The following is a 16,331-nucleotide window of genomic DNA, read 5'->3' as shown; positions in this document are numbered from 1 at the left end:
CCTTCACCGATATGGCTCGCGAGCCTAGGTAGTCTAGATGACCGTTAGATGACAGCCATACCGTGAGCATGTCGCATGCCACCGCTCGCTCGCCCTCCAGCCCGCGAAAACGGCCGCTGGTCTACGCTTGTGGAGCGCGCCAGCCGGACACCCCTGGGCATCTGCCGCCACTGGCTGGACATAAAACTGTCACTCAACGCGCTTAGATTGGCTCGGGTATTGCTGATCTAGACCAACACTCTCATGCAAAGGAGTTTCCGATGAAACAACTGCTGCTGGCTTCATTGATGGGCTCGGCCATCGCCCTGGCGACCTCGGCCATGGCCGAAGGCACCGACTTGCAGGCACTGGAACAGGCTGCACGCGCCGAGGGCGCGGTGAACAGCGTGGGCATGCCCGACAGCTGGGCCAACTGGAAGGATACCTGGGCCGATCTGGCCAAGCTCTATGGCCTCAAGCACCAGGACACCGACATGAGCTCGGCGCAGGAAATCGCCAAGTTCGCCGCCGAGAAGGAAAACGCCACCGCCGATATCGGCGACGTCGGCGCCGCCTTCGGCCCCATCGCCGTGCAGCAGGGCGTGACCCAGCCGTACAAGCCGAGCACCTGGGAGCAGATTCCGGCCTGGGCCAAGGATCAGGACGGCCACTGGATGCTAGCCTACACCGGCTCCATCGCCTTCATCGTCAACAAGCAGCTGGTCAAGGACATCCCGCATTCCTGGGCCGACCTCAAGACCGGCACCTACAAGGTCTCCGCCGGCGACGTGAGCACCGCCGCGCAGGCGGTCAACGGCGTGCTGGCCGCCGCCATCGCCATGGGCGGCAACGAGAGCAACGTGCAGCCGGCGCTGGAGTTCTACGGCGAACTGGCCAAGCAGGGCCGCCTGTCGCTGGCCAACCCGACCATCCAGACCCTGGAGAAGGGCGAAGTGGAAGTCGGCATCGTCTGGGACTTCAATGGCCTGTCCTACCGCGACCAGATCGACCCCGAGCGCTTCGAGGTGCTGATCCCGTCCGACGGTTCGGTGATCTCCGGCTACAGCACCATCATCAACAAGTGGGCGAAGAACCCCAACGCCGCCAAGCTGACCCGCGAATACATCCTCAGCGACGCCGGGCAGATCAACCTGGCCAAGGGCAATGCACGACCGATCCGCGCCGAGCATATCGAGCTGCCGGCCGAGGTACAGGCCAAGCTGCTGCCGCAGGAGCAATACGCCAAGGTCCAGCCGATCAAGGACGCCGCTGCCTGGGAGGCCACCTCCAAGGCCCTGCCGCGCCTGTGGCAGGAGCACGTGATCATCAATATGAATTGATGCCCACCTCCCCTCTCCCGTTTACGGGAGAGGGGCCGGGGGAGAGGGTGAAAGGCACCACGCCCTGCCAAATCTGAACGGAACCCGGATTGCATCCGAGCTACGACCGAACGAGAGAAACCCATGAAGCACAACGTCATCCTGGTGGTACTGGATGGCCTGAGCTATCAGGTGGCCCAGCATGCGCTGGGCCACCTGTTGGCTTACTGCCAGGCCGGGCGCGCCGCGCTGTACAAGCTCGATTGCGCACTGCCGGCACTGTCCCGCCCGCTCTACGAATGCATCCTCACTGGCGTTGCCCCCATCGACAGCGGCATCGTCAATAACGATGTGGTGCGCCTGTCGAATCAGCGCAGCATCTTCCACTACGCCCGTGACGCCGGCCTGAGCACCGCCGCCGCGGCCTATCACTGGGTCAGCGAGCTGTACAACCGCGCGCCCTTCGTCGCCGCCCGCGATCGCCATACCAGCGATATGACGCTGCCGATCCAGCACGGCCACTTCTATTACGCCGACCATTACCCGGATTCGCACCTATTCGCCGATGCCGACAGCCTGCGCCAGCGCCATAACCCCAACCTGCTGCTGGTGCACCCGATGAACATCGACGACGCCGGCCACAAGCATGGCCTCGATAGCCCGCAGTACCGCAACGCCGCGCGCCGTGCCGACGTGCTGCTGGCCGACTATATCCAGCCCTGGCTCGACGCCGGATACCAGATCCTGGTAACCGCCGACCATGGCATGAACGCCGACCACAGCCACAACGGCCTGCTGCCGGAAGAGCGCGAAGTGCCGCTGATCGTACTGGGCAGCGCCTTTAGCCTCGATCCGGCGGCCCGTCCGCAGCAGACCGAGCTGTGCGGCACCATCTGCCAGCTGCTCGGCGCGGCCCACGACAAACCCTGGTGCCGGGAGCTGCTTGCATGAAGTCGTCCATTTCCAGCAAGGGCTGGGCACTGCTGTGCCTGCTGCCCTTCGCCCTGTTCTTCTTCGCCTTCCAGATCGCGCCGTTGGCCTGGGTGGCGAGCAACAGCCTGAACACCGCCGAAGGCTGGGGCCTGGGCAATTTCCAGCAGGCGTTCGCCTCGGCCTTCTACCGCCAGGCCATGCGCCACAGCCTGGAGGTGGCCTTCTGGTCGAGCCTGCTGGGCATCGTCATCGCCATCATCGGCAGCTACTCGCTGCGCCAGGTCAGCAGCCGCCTGCGCGACTTCGTCATGGCCTTCTCCAACATGACCAGCAACTTCTCCGGGGTGCCGCTGGCCTTCGCCTTCATCATCCTGCTCGGCTTCAACGGCGCGCTGACCATCCTGCTCAAGCAGATGGGCGTGATCGAGGACTTCAACCTCTACTCCAAGACCGGCCTGATCGTCCTCTACACCTACTTTCAGATTCCCCTCGGCGTGCTGCTGCTCTACCCGGCCTTCGACGCCCTGCGCGAGGACTGGCGCGAGTCGGCCGAGCTATTGGGCGCCAGCACCTGGCAGTTCTGGCGGCACATCGGCCTGCCGGTGCTGACCCCGGCGCTGCTCGGCACTTTCGTCATCCTCCTGGCCAACGCCCTGGGCGCCTACGCCACGGTCTATGCGCTGACCACCGGCAACTTCAACATCCTGCCGATCCGTATCGCGGCGATGGTCTCCGGCGACATCTTCCTCGACCCGAACATGGCCAGCGCCCTGGCCATGGTGCTGGTCGGCCTGATGACCCTGATCACCATCGTTCATCAATGGCTGCTGCGCCGGAGCTACCATGTCGCCCGCTGAAAAACGCTCGCCGCTGTTCCACCAGCTGGTGGTCTACCTGCTGTTCCTGATCCTGCTGCTGCCGCTGCTCGGCACCCTGGTCTATTCGCTGTCCACCAGCTGGTCGGCGACCATCCTGCCCAGCGGACTGACCTTCAAGTGGTATGTCGCGCTGTGGAGCGACGCGCGCTTTCTCGCCGCCTTCGGCCGCTCGCTGCTGGTGTGCTTCGCTGCCCTGGCGCTGGCGCTGGCGCTGATCCTGCCGCTGCTGTTCGTGGTCAACTACCACTTCCCCAGGCTGGACGCCGTGATGAACGTGCTGATCCTGCTGCCGTTCGCCATCCCCCCGGTGGTGTCCTCGGTGGGCCTGATGCAGCTGTTCGCCGCCGGCCCGCTGCCGATCCTCGGCACGCCGTGGATTCTGATCGGCACTTTCTTCACCATCGCCCTGCCCTTCATGTACCGCGCCATCAGCAACAATTTGCAGGCCATCAACCTGCGCGACCTGATGGACGCCGCCCACCTGCTCGGCGCCAGCACCTGGCGCGCGGCCTTTATGGTGGTGCTGCCGAATCTGCGCAAGGGCCTGATGGTCTCGGTGTTCCTGTCCTTCAGTTTCCTGTTCGGCGAGTTCGTCTTCGCCAACCTGCTGGTGGGCAGCCGCTACGAGACGCTGCAGGTGTACCTGTACAACATGCGCAACGACAGCGGCCATTTCACCAGCGCCCTGGTGATTTCCTATTTCATGTTCGTGCTGCTGATGACCTGGGCGGCCAATCGCCTGAACAAGGCCTAGGAGCCGGCTTGCTGGCGATCCCCTGCCCGTTGTCCATAAGGATCTGCAATGAGTTACCTGAATATCCGCAACCTGCATAAAAGCTATGGCGCCACGCCCATCTTCACCGATATCAATATCGAGATCGGCCAGGGCCAGTTCATTACCCTGCTCGGTCCCTCCGGCTGCGGCAAGTCCACCCTGCTGCGCTGCATCGCCGGTCTGACCGAGGTCGATGGCGGGCAGATCCTGCTGGATGGCGAGGACCTGGTGCCGACGCCGCCGCAGAAGCGCGGCATTGGCATGGTGTTCCAGAGCTATGCGCTGTTTCCCAACATGACCGTTGCGCAGAATGTCGCCTTCGGCCTGCGCATGCAGAAGGTGCCCGCCGCCGAGGCTGCCAAACGCGTGGCCGAGGTGCTGGAGCTGGTGGAACTGAGCGACTACGCAGGGCGCTACCCGCAGCAGCTTTCCGGCGGCCAGTGCCAGCGCGTGGCCCTGGCCCGTTCACTGGTCACCCGCCCGCGCCTGCTGCTGCTCGACGAGCCGCTGTCGGCGCTGGATGCACGCATCCGCAAGCACCTGCGCGAGCAGATCCGCGCCATCCAACGCGAACTGGGCCTGACCACCATCTTCGTCACCCACGATCAGGAGGAGGCGCTGGTACTGTCCGACCGCATCGTGCTGATGAACGGCGGCCAGATCGTCCAGAGCGGCGACGCCGAAACCCTCTACACCGCGCCGGCGGACGCATTTGCGGCAGGCTTCATCGGCAGCTACAACCTGCTCGACGCCGAGGCCGCCAGCCGCCTGCTCGGCCAGCCGCTCAGTGGCCGGGTGGCGATCCGCCCCGAGGCCATCCATTTCGCCGACGAAGGTATCGAGGCGCGGATTCGCAGCCACAGCCTGCTCGGCAACGTCATCCGCTACCGCGTCGAGGCACGCGGCGTGGAGCTGCTGGTGGACGTGCTCAACCGCTCCGCCGCCGACCTGCACCACGACGGCCAGAGCGTCAGCCTGGCCATTGGCGCCGATGCGATCCGGGAGGTGGCGTGATGGCCCTGGCAATCTTCGATCTCGACGAAACCCTGATCCACGGCGACTGCGCCAGCCTGTGGGCGGTGGAAATGACCAAGCTGGGCTGGGCCGATGGTGAAGCCTTCATCGCCCGCGAACAGCAGCTGATGCGCCTGTATTCGACCGGCGAGCTGGCCATGGAGGACTATATGGCCTTCACCCTGACGCCGCTGGTGGGACGCACGCCCGAGGAGGTCGCCCATGTGGTCGAGCCCTTCGTCGAGGACGTGATCGAGCCGATTTTCTACAGCGACGCCAGCCGCGCCCTGGCCGCGCACCGCGCCGCCGGTGACCGCCTGCTGGTAATCTCGGCCTCGGCGCACTTTCTGGTTAGCGCGATTGCCGAGCGCTTCGGCATCGACGAGGTATTGGCCATCGACCTGCAGCTGCAGCACGGTTTCTACAGCGGCTGCACCGAGGGCGTGCTGACCTACCGCGAAGGCAAGGTGACGCGCCTGCACGCCTGGCTCACCGAGCAGAACGAGACGCTGGCCGGCGCCAGCTTCTATTCCGACTCGCGCAACGATCTGCCACTGCTGCAGCTGGTCGACAGGCCCTTCACCGTCAACCCTGACCCGACCCTGCGCGCCCACGCCGAGCAGGCCGGCTGGCCGATCCTCAGCTGGCGCTGAGCCTAGGGTGCGCCGTGCGCGCCGCCTTGAACGTAGAAAATCAGGTGCGCACGGTGCACCCTACCCGTTTAGGCGGCCCCGCTACACCCTACATGCTCATGATCCCTTCGCAGGCCTCGATCAACGCCGCCGCCAGCTCGCGCGCATAGCCGGGTAGCTGGTTGCGTGCGTGTAGGGCCACCTCCACCGGCGCTACCGGAGCGAAGCCTTCGGCCTCGCCCAGTTCGCGGTGCGCGGCGCTGATCAGCCGACGCGGCAGTAGGGTCAGACCGAGACCACCTTCGGCCGCGGCGCTGACGCCCGGCAGGCTGCTGCTGACATAGGCGATGCGCCAGGGCTTGCCCATGGCGTCCAGCGCGTGGGTCATCTCCAGGCGGTACAGACCGTTGGGCGGGAACACCGCCAGCGGCACCGGGTTGCGCGCCAGCACCGGTCGCGCGCGACTGTCGAGCCAGGCCAGTGGCTCGGCCCAGCTGGCCAGGCCCTTGGCACTCCCGGCGCGCTGCTTGATCAGCGCCAGGTCCAGCTCGCCGGCGTTGAACGCGCGCCACACGTCGTGGCTGAGGCCGATAGTGATCTCCAGGCGCACACCGGGATGGGCGTCGGCGAAATCGGCCAGGTAGGGGGTCAGGCTGTTGGCGGCGAAATCGTCCGGCACGCCGAGGCGCACCTCGCCCTCCACCGCGCTCTGCCCCAGGGCCAGCATAGCCTCGTCCATCAGCGCGACGATGCGGTTGGCGTAGCCGAGCAGGCGTTCGCCCTCGGTGGTGGTCACCACGTAGCGGCCGCTGCGGTCGAGCAGCTCGGCGCCGAGCTGCTCCTCCAGACGGCGCACCTGCTGGCTGACGGTGGACTGGGTCAGGTGCAGGCTGGCGGCCGCGCGGGTGAAACCGCCGGTCTGCACCACGGCGAGAAAACTGCGTAACAGTACGGGATCGAGCATGTCGCCACCCATCATGAAAGCCACTGGCAGACATTCTACTATTTAATTTCCGAATCCAGCCGCGAATTCCTATAGTGCAGGGGAGCCAATTTTCCGCGCCGGGAGCCACCCCTGCGCCATTCACCCGCCGAGGCAATCTCTCGATGAGCAAATCGCCCTACTACTACGCCCCGCATGGCGGTCACCCAGGTCAGGAGCAGCTGCTGACCGACCGCGCCATGTTCACCGAAGCCTACGCCGTGATCCCCAAAGGCGTAATGCGTGACATCGTCACCAGCCACCTGCCGTTCTGGGACAACATGCGCATGTGGGTCATCGCCCGCCCGCTGACCGGCTTCGCCGAAACCTTCTCGCAATACATCGTCGAAGTCGGCCCGAACGGCGGCAGCAGCCGGCCGGAGCTGGACCCGACCGCCGAAGGCGTGATCTTCGTCGTCGAAGGCGAATTCAGCCTGACCCTCAATGGCACCCAGCACGCCATGCGGCCGGGCAGCTACGCCTTCATCCCGCCGCAGAGCGATTGGTCGCTGCGCAACAACAGCAGCCAAGCCGTGCGCTTCCACTGGCTGCGCAAGGCCTACCAGCCGGTCGAAGGCGTGCCTTACCCGGAAGCCTTCGTCACCAACGAGCAGGACATCGAGCCGATCGTCATGCCCGGCACCGAAGGCCGCTGGAGCACCACGCGCTTCGTCGAGATCAGCGACATGCGCCATGACATGCACGTCAACATCGTCAACTTCGAGCCGGGCGGCGTGATCCCCTTCGCCGAAACCCACGTCATGGAACACGGCCTGTACGTGCTGGAAGGCAAGGCGGTGTACCGCCTGAACCAGGACTGGGTCGAGGTCGAGGCCGGCGACTTCATGTGGCTGCGCGCCTTCTGCCCGCAGGCCTGCTACGCCGGCGGCCCGAGCCGCTTCCGCTACCTGCTGTACAAGGATGTGAACCGTCAGATGCCGCTGACCCTGGGCGGTCTGAAGCGCTGAGAAATGCAAGGCCCGTAGGGTGCGCCGTGCGCACCGATGATGCGGCACCTGGGGATCGGTGCGCGCGGCGCACCCTACAAAAGCCGCCAATCGCTGATGGAGGAGCTCGCTCCCGTAGCCACAAAAACGAAAAAGGCCACCCGAGGGGTGGCCTTCTTCATTTCTGCAGCGACCGATCAGCTATGCCGGATCAGGTGATCGAAGGCCGACAGCGAGGCCTTGGCGCCCTCACCCACGGCGATGACGATCTGCTTGTACGGCACGGTGGTCACGTCACCAGCCGCGAACACGCCAGGGACGTTGGTCGCGCCCTTGGCATCGACGATGATCTCGCCGAAGCGATTGAGCTCCACGGTGCCCTTGAGCCAGTCGCTGTTGGGCAGCAGGCCGATCTGCACGAAGATGCCTTCCAGCTCGACGCTGTGCAGTTCCTCGCTGGTGCGGTCCTTGTACACCAGGCCGGTGACCTTCTGACCGTCGCCCTTGACCTCGGTGGTCTGCGCGCTCTTGATCACGGTGACGTTGGGCAGGCTGCCCAGCTTCTTCTGCAGTACGGCATCGGCACGCAGGCTGTCGGCGAATTCCAGCAGGGTCACGTGGGCAACGATGCCGGCCAGGTCGATGGCTGCCTCGACGCCGGAGTTGCCGCCGCCGATCACCGCCACGCGCTTGCCCTTGAACAGCGGGCCGTCGCAGTGCGGGCAGAAGCACACGCCCTTGGCCTTGTATTGCTGTTCGCCGGGCACGCCCATCTCGCGCCAGCGCGCGCCGGTCGAGAGAATCACGGTCTTGGCCTTGAGCGAGGCGCCGTTCTCGAACTTCACTTCGTGCAGGCCGCCTTCGCTGCTGGCCGGCACCAGGGCCGAGGCGCGCTGCAGGTTCATCACGTCGACTTCGTATTCCTTGACGTGTTCTTCCAGGGCGCGCACCAGCTTCGGACCTTCGGTTTCCTTCACCGAGATGAAGTTCTCGATGGCCATGGTGTCCAGCACCTGGCCGCCGAAGCGCTCGGCGGCCACGCCGGTGCGGATGCCCTTGCGCGCGGCGTAGATGGCTGCCGCAGCGCCGGCCGGGCCGCCACCGATGACCAGTACGTCGAAGGCTTCCTTGGCGCTCATCTTCTCGGCATCGCGGCTACCGGCCTGGGTGTCGATCTTGGCGAGGATTTCCTTCACTTCCATGCGGCCGGAGGCGAACACCTCGCCGTTCAGGTAGATGCTCGGCACGGCCATGATCTGGCGGCGCTCGACTTCTTCCTGGAACAGCGCGCCGTCGATGGAAACGTTGCGGATGTTGGGGTTGAGCACCGCCATCAGGTTCAGCGCCTGGACCACGTCCGGGCAGTTCTGGCAGGACAGCGAGAAGTAGGTCTCGAACTCGAACTTGCCTTCGATGCCCTTGATCTGCTCGATGGTGTCCGCGTCCAGCTTGGACGGGTGGCCGCCGACCTGCAGCAGCGCCAGCACCAGCGAAGTGAATTCGTGGCCCATGGGGATGCCGGCGAAAGTAATGCCGATATCCGCACCCGGGCGGTTGAGCGAGAACGACGGACGACGGGCGTCGTTGCCATCGGTCTTGAGGGTGATCTTGTCGGTCAGGCCGACGATGTCCTTGAGCAGGCCCAGCAGCTCCTGGGATTTCGCGCCGTCATCGAGGGACGCGACGATCTCGAACGGCAGGGTGACCTTTTCCAGGTAGGCCTTCAACTGGGCTTTAAGATTGGCGTCCAACATGGCGGAGAGTCCTCAATGACATAAAATCGGGGCAATAAAATGCCCGGACGGATCGCGCCCGGGCATCGGCGACCGTTAAGAATCGGATAAGAATCTTAAGGGCTGGCGTAGGGTGGATGACGCTTCACCCATCCACCATCGGCTATTCGTAAAGGTGGATGAAGACAGCGTCATCCACCCTACGGATCGGCCGCTGTTTAGATCTTGCCAACCAGGTCCAGCGACGGAGCCAGAGTGGCTTCGCCTTCTTTCCACTTGGCCGGGCAAACCTGACCCGGGTTGGCGGCGGTGTACTGAGCGGCCTTCAGCTTGCGCAGGGTCTCGGACACGTCGCGTGCGATCTCGTTGGAGTGGATCTCCAGGGTCTTGATCACGCCTTCCGGGTTGATCACGAAGGTGCCGCGCAGGGCCAGGCCCTCTTCCGGGATGTGCACGCCGAAGGCGTTGGTCAGCTGGTGGGTGGGGTCACCGATCAGCGGGAACTGGGCCTTGCCAACGGCCGGCGAAGTTTCGTGCCAGACCTTGTGCGAGAAGTGGGTGTCGGTGGTCACGATGTAGACCTCGGCACCGGCCTTCTGGAACTCGGCGTAGTTGTTGGCGGCGTCTTCGATCTCGGTCGGGCAGTTGAAGGTGAAGGCGGCCGGCATGAAGATCAGCACGGACCACTTGCCTTTCAGGGACTGCTCGGTGACTTCGATGAACTCGCCTGCATGGAAAGCGTTGACCTTGAACGGTTGCACTTGAGTATTGATGAGGGACATCTCTGACTCCTGTTGAGGTTTCTGCGAGGGTTGAAAATCTACAGGGCGCATCTTAGCGTCCTAACGAAAAAAAGCTTATTGATTACAGCCATGATATTGATTGAAGGAGCCAATCGTTGACCGAACCCGCGCCAGGCGCGGGCTGCAGCTGCGGCTCAAATCAGATCGGGATCGATAAGCAGCGCCAGTTTACCCGCCACTTGGTTACCGGCGAGCGTCTCGAACGCCTCTTCACTGTCTTTGAACGCAAAACTGCGCACCAGTTGCGGCTTTAATCGCCCCTCGACGAATAACGGCCATACCTGCTGCTGCAGGTCGCGCAGCAGGTCGGCCTTGAACTGGTCGTCGCGATTGCGCAGGGTCGAGCCGATCAGCTGGATACGCTTGCCCAGCACCTGCGCCAGATCCAGCCTGGCTTCGCGGCCGCCCATCAGGCCGATATTGACCCAGCGCCCGTCACGCGCCAGCAGCTCCAGATTGAGCGCCGCATACTGACCGCCGACCGGGTCGAGAATCACATCGAAGGGGCCGAAATCCTTCAGTCCCTCCAGACCTTCACCGCGAATCACACCGCCCTGCGCCCCCAACGCCTCGCAATAGGCCAGGCGTTCGGCCGAGCCGACGCTGACCCAGCAGGGGCTGCCGAACGCCTTGCACAACTGGATCGCCGCCGAACCGACGCCGCTGGCACCGGCATGCAACAGCACCTTCTCGCCAGGACGCAGCGCAGCGAGCTGGAACAGATTGAGCCAGGCCGTGGCGTAGACCTCCGGCAGCACCGCAGCCTCGGCCAGGCTCAGGCCCTCGGGCACCGGCAAGGCGTGATGGGCATCGAGCACCACCTCCTCGGCCATGCCGCCCCCGGCCAGCAGACAGCAGACGCGATCGCCCACCTGCCAGGCGCTGCCGGGACCGACTTCGCTGATCACCCCGGCGCATTCCAGACCCAGCGCCTCGCTGGCGCCCGGCGGCGGCGGATAGAGGCCGGCGCGCTGCAGCAGGTCGGCACGGTTCAAGCCAGCGGCGGCCACCCGGACCCGAATCTGCCCCGCATCACAGGCCTGCGTCGGCTGTTCCAGCCACTGTGCCCGCCCCTCGACGCCTTGCAATGCCTTCATGCTGCCTCCATAGTGCAAGTGAAACCGGGCCCGACGTCGACCGCCGGCCTCCCGCCCAGCGCCAATGGAACCTGGCGCCCTTATTTACGGCCTAATATGCGTTATCACCTGCCACTACGTCGAATCAGCATGAAGCGCTCTCTCGCAAGCACTGCCCTCGCCCTCGTCCTCGGCTTCAGCGCCCTGCCGTTGGCGGCCAAGACCACTAGCGCCGCCGACTGGGAATACCTGCAGCCGGACCGCGAGCAGGTGATCGCCAGCCTCAACGTGGTGGAACTGCTCAAAAGACACCACTACAACAAGCCACCGCTCAACGACGAGCGCTCGGTGCAGATCTACGACAACTACCTCAAGTCGCTCGATCCGGCGCGCAGCTATTTCACCGCCGCCGATATCGCCGAATTCAACCGCTGGCGCACCCAGTTCGACGATCTGTTGAAGAACGGCGACCTCGAACCCGGCTTCGCCATCTACCGCCGTCATGTGCAGCGCCTGCAGGAACGCCTGGAGTTCGCCCTGGCGGAGCTCGGCAAAGGGATCGACAAGATCGATTTCGATCTCGACGAGAGTCTTGAGGTGGACCGCGAGAATGCGCCCTGGGCATCGGACCGCGCCGAACTCGACGAACTGTGGCGCAAGCGGCTCAAGGACGAGGTTCTGCGCCTGAAGATCGCCGGCAAGGAGAACAAGGACATCCAGGAGCTGCTGACCAAGCGCTACAACAACCAGCTGGCGCGGCTCAAGCAGACCCGCGGCGAAGATGTGTTCCAGACTTACATCAACGCCTTCGCCACCACCTACGATCCGCATACCACCTACCTGTCGCCGGACAATGCGGAGAACTTCGACATCAACATGAGCCTGTCGCTGGAAGGCATTGGCGCGGTGCTGCAGAGCGACAACGAGCACGTCAAGGTGGTGCGCCTGGTGCCGGCCGGTCCGGCGGAGAAAAGCAAGCAGATCGCCCCCGCGGACAAGATCGTCGGCGTCGCCCAGGGCAACGGCGAGATGGTCGACGTGATCGGCTGGCGCCTGGATGAAGTGGTCAAGCTGATCCGCGGGCCGAAAGGCTCCACCGTGCGCCTGGAAGTCGTGCCGGCCAGCAACCCGCCCAGCGACATGACCAGCAAGGTGGTCACCATCGTCCGCGAAGCGGTCAAGCTGGAAGAACAGGCGGCCAAGAAGAAGGTCCTCACGCTGGCCCATGAAGGCCGCGACTACAAGCTGGGGGTGATCGAGATCCCGGCCTTCTACCTGGACTTCAAGGCGTTCCGCGCCGGCGACCCGGACTACAAGAGCACTACCCGCGACGTCAAGCGCCTGCTCAACGAGTTGAAGGAGGAGAAGGTCGATGGCGTGGTGATCGACCTGCGCAACAACGGTGGCGGCTCGCTGCAGGAAGCCACCGAGCTGACCGGCCTGTTCATCGAGCAAGGCCCCACCGTGCTGGTGCGCAACGCCGACGGCCGCGTCGACGTGCTCGCCGACGAGAATACCGGCACCTACTACACCGGCCCGCTGGCGGTGCTGGTCAACCGCCTGTCCGCCTCGGCCTCGGAGATCTTCGCCGGGGCCATGCAGGACTATCACCGCGCGCTGATCCTCGGCGGCCAGACCTTCGGCAAGGGCACGGTGCAGACCATCCAGCCGCTCAACCACGGCGAACTCAAGCTGACCCTGGCCAAGTTCTACCGCGTCTCCGGGCAGAGCACCCAGCACCAGGGCGTGATTCCGGACATCCTCTATCCCGACGTGATGGACACCAAGGACATCGGCGAGAGCGCCCTGCCCGCCGCCCTGCCCTGGGACAGCATCCGTCCGGCGATCAAGCCCGAGCTCGACCCGTTCAAGCCCTTCCTCGCCGAGCTCAAGGCACGACACGATCAGCGCACCGCCAACGATCCGGACTTCGTCTTCACCCGCGACCGCCTGACCCTGGCCAAGAAGCTCATGGCCGAAACTCAGGTCAGCCTCAACGAGAGCAAGCGCCGCGCCCAGCAATCCAGCATCGAGGCCAAGCAGCTGCTGCTGGAGAACAACCGGCGCCAGGCCAAGGGCGAGGAGCCGCTCAAGGAGCTGAAGAAGGAAGACGAGGACGCCCTGCCGCTGGAAGCCGACGAGAGCACGCCGGAAGACGACGCCTACCTGGCGGAAAGTGGGCGCATCCTGCTCGATTACCTGGGTCTGAACGCCTCGCTGGCCAAGCATTGAGGATGCTGGCACCGAGCCGTCATCAAAGGGTCATCATTCTGTCGTGAAATGCGGGGGTCGATAGGCATATCGACCCCTTCGTCTTTCGGCACATCGAGACCACCATGACCGTCACCGAGCAGTTGAGCGCGCTGCAGCAGATCTTGCGCAGCGGTGAGCTAAGCAGTCTGTTCCAGCCCATCGTCTCGCTCTCCGAGCAACGCATACTCGGCTACGAAGCCTTGAGCCGCGGCCCTTCCAACAGCCCCCTGCACGCGCCCCTAACGCTGTTCGCCGTGGCCCGCCACGCCGGGCGTCTCAGCGAACTGGAAATGGCCTGCCGGCAAAGCGCGTGCAAGGCCTTCAGCGCCCAAAGCCTGGAAGGCAAGCTGTTTCTCAACGTTTCGCCCGAATCCCTGCTCGAACCCAGCCACCAGCCGGGACGCACCTTGCAGCTGCTGCAGGCGTTCGGCATCCCGCCGAGTCAGGTGGTGATCGAGCTCACCGAGCACGCGCCCACCGAAGACTTCGCCCTGCTAGACACCGCGCTGCACCATTACCGCGCCATGGGTTTCTCCATCGCCCTGGACGATCTCGGCGCCGGCTATTCCAGCCTGCGCCTGTGGTCGGAGTTGCGCCCGGACTATGTGAAGATCGACCGCCACTTCATCGACGGCATCCACCTGGACCCGGTCAAGCGCGAGTTCGTCGGCTCGATCCTGAAGATGGCCCAGGCCTCTCGCGCCCAGGTGATCGCCGAGGGCATCGAACTGGCGGAGGAGCTGACGGTGCTCGCCGAGATGGGCGTGGATCTGGTTCAGGGCTACCTGCTCAGCCGACCGCTGGACAAGCCGCCACGCGAGATCGGTCAGCTGCGGCCGCGCCTGCAGGGCGCTCCCGGCTCCATGGGCGAGGACGGCTGCGACCTCGCGGCCCTGCTCAACGAACAGCCCGCGGTCGATCAGCACACCGCCATCGCCGAGGTGCTGGAAGCGTTCCGCAACCAGGCCAACCTCAATTCTTTGGCGGTGCTCGACGAGCAGCATCAGCCGGTTGGTATCGTTCACCGCCATTCGCTCTCCGATGCACTGCTCAAGCCCTTCGCCACAGACCTGTTCGCGCGCAAGCCAATCCGCCGACTGATGAGTCAGGACTTTCTCGCCGTGGAGCGAACGCAATCGCTGCAGAAGGTCAGCCGTCTGCTCACCAGCCGCGCCCGTCAGCGCATCGAGGAAGACTTCATCATTACCCAGGATGGCCGCTACCTGGGTCTGGGCCGGGTGATCGACGTGCTCAAGCTGATTACCGAGCAGAAGCTGCAGCAGGCGCGACACGCCAATCCGCTGACCCTGTTGCCCGGCAACGTGCCGATTCAGCAGTGCCTGACCCGCCTGCTGCAGCAGCGCCGCGAGGCGGCGGTGTGCTACGTCGATATCGACAGCTTCAAGCCGTTCAACGACCTGTACGGCTATGCCAAGGGCGACGAGGTGCTGCTGTGCCTCGCGCAATGCCTGAGCGAGAAGGTCGACCCGGTGCGCGACTTCGTCGGCCATATCGGCGGGGACGATTTCCTCCTGGTACTCGGCAGCGCCGAGTGGCGCGACAAACTCAGCCGCCTGATCGAGGATTTTCAGAGCCAGTGCCGGCGCTTCTATCGCGACGAACACCTGCAGGCCGGCTGCTTCAGCGCTCACAACCGCCAGGGCCAGCAGCAGGAATTCCCTCTGCTGACGCTCTCGATCGGCGTGGTGCACCTGCGCAGCGAGGATTGCGCGCAACTGGACGCCGCGCAGCTGGCCGAGCTGGCATCCGAAGCCAAGCGCCAGGCCAAGGACGTGCCGGGCTACAGCCTGCAGATCATCGACCGGCTATCGGCCTGAACGCAGCGTCGCGGTGGCCTGTTCAGCGTAACGCTCGGCCAGGGCGCTATCGGCCGGCAGGCCGGGCGCGCCGTCGCGATACAGCTGACTCAGACGACTGGCCGCCAGCGGATGCCCGGCCGCGGCGGCGAGCATCCACCAACGCATTGCCTCCTGGGCGTCCGGGGCCTGGCGGGTATCGCCCTGCAGGGCCTGCACCCCCAGCTGATAGGCCGCCTTGGCCTCGCCGCCTGCAGCCGCCAGGCGCAGCAGGCGCAACCCCTCCTCGCGCGCGCCGAAGCCCTGGCCGCGAAACAGCAGGATATGACCGTAGAAACTCTGCGCCGAGACGTCGCCGAGGTTCGCCAGGCGCGCATACTGCCCCTGCATCCACTGCCAGGCACGTGGCTGGCGCAGCAGCCAGGGCCAGTCGAACAGACGCCTGGCCAGCCAGTAGCCCAGGCGCGCGCGCAGCTGCCAGAACAGTCTAGACATCGGCCGGGTAATCGAACTCGAACACCCGCACCACCTCGGCGGCATGCCAGGACGCCGCGGCCACGCCATCAGAGGCGCCGCTGAAACGGCCCAGGCGGGTGACGCAATCGAAGAATCCGGTACGCGGCAGACGACTTGCGCCCTGACTGATCACCAGGGCGCTGCGCAGCGGGCGCTCGGCGCGGGCATCCAGCGCCGCCAGATGCTCCAGCGCGGCACTGAGGGTCTGCATGGCCGGCGCGGGCAATTCCAGACGCTCGATCAGCGCACGGTAGGTCAGCAGATGCCTCTGGCGACGGGCGTCGTCCAGTTCGTCGAGCAGGGCCTGCCAGTGCTGGCGGCTGATACGTACGCTCAAGACCAACCCTCCAGCTCCAGAGACCAGGCCAGGGCCCGCAGGATGGCGGCATCGGGCTCGCGCTCGCCGCGCTCGATCATCGCCAGGTAATGCGGGCTGATCCCTACGCTGCGTGCCAGCGCCTCGGGGCTAAGCCCCTTGGCCTCGCGCAGGCTCTGCAATTGATCGAGCGACGGCCGCCCGGCCTCGCTCGGGACGGCGGAGCTGGTCGGCTCGGTCGCGGTCTGGCGACCCGCCGCCTGTAGCAACGCCTGATATTCGGCCCAAGGCAGCACGGCGTATTCCGGCTCACCATCGCGGGCAATAACTTGCACTGTCATGGATCTCTCCGTTGGAA

At 65.0% G+C, this 16,331-nt stretch carries 16 protein-coding genes; 9 read left to right on the top strand and 7 right to left on the bottom strand.

All coding sequences use genetic code 11. The annotated features are described in order from the left end of the window. The first annotated feature begins 260 nt into the window (after positions 1–260). The 6 genes from ACUTAF_RS04775 (at position 261) to ACUTAF_RS04750 (ending at position 5,551) form a co-directional block, all read left to right on the top strand. Complete coding sequence (locus ACUTAF_RS04775; protein ID WP_445578898.1) at positions 261–1,319, top strand: ABC transporter substrate-binding protein; 1,059 nt, start codon at positions 261–263, stop codon at positions 1,317–1,319. 123 nt (positions 1,320–1,442) lie between these two features. Beyond that, a complete protein-coding gene (locus ACUTAF_RS04770; protein ID WP_445578897.1) occupies positions 1,443–2,249 on the top strand; it encodes an alkaline phosphatase family protein in 807 nt (268 codons plus the stop codon). Then, positions 2,246–3,088, top strand: a complete 843-nt coding sequence (locus tag ACUTAF_RS04765; protein ID WP_445578896.1) for an ABC transporter permease — start codon at positions 2,246–2,248, stop codon at positions 3,086–3,088. The genes ACUTAF_RS04770 and ACUTAF_RS04765 overlap by 4 nt, the downstream gene beginning before the upstream one ends. Then, positions 3,075–3,863: an ABC transporter permease gene (locus tag ACUTAF_RS04760; protein ID WP_445578895.1), complete on the top strand. Its 789-nt coding sequence runs from the start codon at positions 3,075–3,077 to the stop codon at positions 3,861–3,863. Before ACUTAF_RS04765 ends, ACUTAF_RS04760 begins: the two co-directional genes overlap by 14 nt. 48 nt (positions 3,864–3,911) lie before the next feature. After that, on the top strand, positions 3,912–4,898 hold the full coding sequence (locus ACUTAF_RS04755) for an ABC transporter ATP-binding protein (protein WP_445578894.1): 987 nt from the start codon (positions 3,912–3,914) through the stop codon (positions 4,896–4,898). After that, positions 4,898–5,551, top strand: a complete 654-nt coding sequence (locus ACUTAF_RS04750; RefSeq protein ID WP_445578893.1) for an HAD family hydrolase — start codon at positions 4,898–4,900, stop codon at positions 5,549–5,551. Before ACUTAF_RS04755 ends, ACUTAF_RS04750 begins: the two co-directional genes overlap by 1 nt. An 88-nt stretch (positions 5,552–5,639) precedes the next feature. On the opposite strand, the gene ACUTAF_RS04745 is transcribed toward ACUTAF_RS04750, so the two are convergent. After that, positions 5,640–6,494: a LysR substrate-binding domain-containing protein gene (locus ACUTAF_RS04745; RefSeq protein WP_445578892.1), complete on the bottom strand. Its 855-nt coding sequence runs from the start codon at positions 6,492–6,494 to the stop codon at positions 5,640–5,642. Positions 6,495–6,637: 143 nt separating this feature from the next. Between ACUTAF_RS04745 and ACUTAF_RS04740 the strand changes: the two genes are divergently transcribed. Next, positions 6,638–7,480: a bifunctional allantoicase/(S)-ureidoglycine aminohydrolase gene (locus tag ACUTAF_RS04740; protein WP_445578891.1), complete on the top strand. Its 843-nt coding sequence runs from the start codon at positions 6,638–6,640 to the stop codon at positions 7,478–7,480. Positions 7,481–7,656: 176 nt separating this feature from the next. Here the strand turns inward: ACUTAF_RS04740 and ahpF are convergent, their stop codons facing one another. The 3 genes from ahpF to ACUTAF_RS04725 form a co-directional block, all read right to left on the bottom strand. Then, positions 7,657–9,213, bottom strand: coding sequence for an alkyl hydroperoxide reductase subunit F (gene ahpF / locus ACUTAF_RS04735; protein WP_445578890.1), 1,557 nt, complete (start codon positions 9,211–9,213; stop codon positions 7,657–7,659). Positions 9,214–9,410: 197 nt separating this feature from the next. Next, positions 9,411–9,974: an alkyl hydroperoxide reductase subunit C gene (gene ahpC / locus ACUTAF_RS04730; RefSeq protein ID WP_445578889.1), complete on the bottom strand. Its 564-nt coding sequence runs from the start codon at positions 9,972–9,974 to the stop codon at positions 9,411–9,413. Between the two features lie 155 nt (positions 9,975–10,129). Continuing rightward, on the bottom strand, positions 10,130–11,092 hold the full coding sequence (locus tag ACUTAF_RS04725; RefSeq protein WP_445578888.1) for an NAD(P)H-quinone oxidoreductase: 963 nt from the start codon (positions 11,090–11,092) through the stop codon (positions 10,130–10,132). A gap of 129 nt (positions 11,093–11,221) precedes the next feature. Between ACUTAF_RS04725 and ACUTAF_RS04720 the strand changes: the two genes are divergently transcribed. Together ACUTAF_RS04720 and ACUTAF_RS04715 are read left to right on the top strand one after the other, a co-directional pair. Further along, entirely contained in the window at positions 11,222–13,303 is a 2,082-nt protein-coding gene (locus tag ACUTAF_RS04720) for a carboxy terminal-processing peptidase (RefSeq protein ID WP_445578887.1), read from the top strand. Between the two features lie 104 nt (positions 13,304–13,407). After that, a complete protein-coding gene (locus ACUTAF_RS04715; RefSeq protein ID WP_445578886.1) occupies positions 13,408–15,162 on the top strand; it encodes a bifunctional diguanylate cyclase/phosphodiesterase in 1,755 nt (584 codons plus the stop codon). Here the strand turns inward: ACUTAF_RS04715 and ACUTAF_RS04710 are convergent. From ACUTAF_RS04710 to ACUTAF_RS04700, 3 genes are read right to left on the bottom strand one after another with little or no spacing between them, the layout of a single operon-like run. Further along, a complete protein-coding gene (locus ACUTAF_RS04710) occupies positions 15,151–15,636 on the bottom strand; it encodes a sel1 repeat family protein (protein ID WP_445578885.1) in 486 nt (161 codons plus the stop codon). The two genes, ACUTAF_RS04715 and ACUTAF_RS04710, sit on opposite strands and share 12 nt — an antisense overlap. Beyond that, positions 15,629–15,994: a hypothetical protein gene (locus ACUTAF_RS04705; protein ID WP_445578884.1), complete on the bottom strand. Its 366-nt coding sequence runs from the start codon at positions 15,992–15,994 to the stop codon at positions 15,629–15,631. Before ACUTAF_RS04705 ends, ACUTAF_RS04710 begins: the two co-directional genes overlap by 8 nt. Beyond that, positions 15,991–16,314, bottom strand: coding sequence for a helix-turn-helix domain-containing protein (locus tag ACUTAF_RS04700; protein WP_445578883.1), 324 nt, complete (start codon positions 16,312–16,314; stop codon positions 15,991–15,993). Before ACUTAF_RS04700 ends, ACUTAF_RS04705 begins: the two co-directional genes overlap by 4 nt. Positions 16,315–16,331 lie beyond the last annotated feature (17 nt).

This window comes from Pseudomonas sp. SP16.1, assembly GCF_052682975.1.
This window is presented reverse-complemented; position numbering and strand designations above follow the sequence as displayed.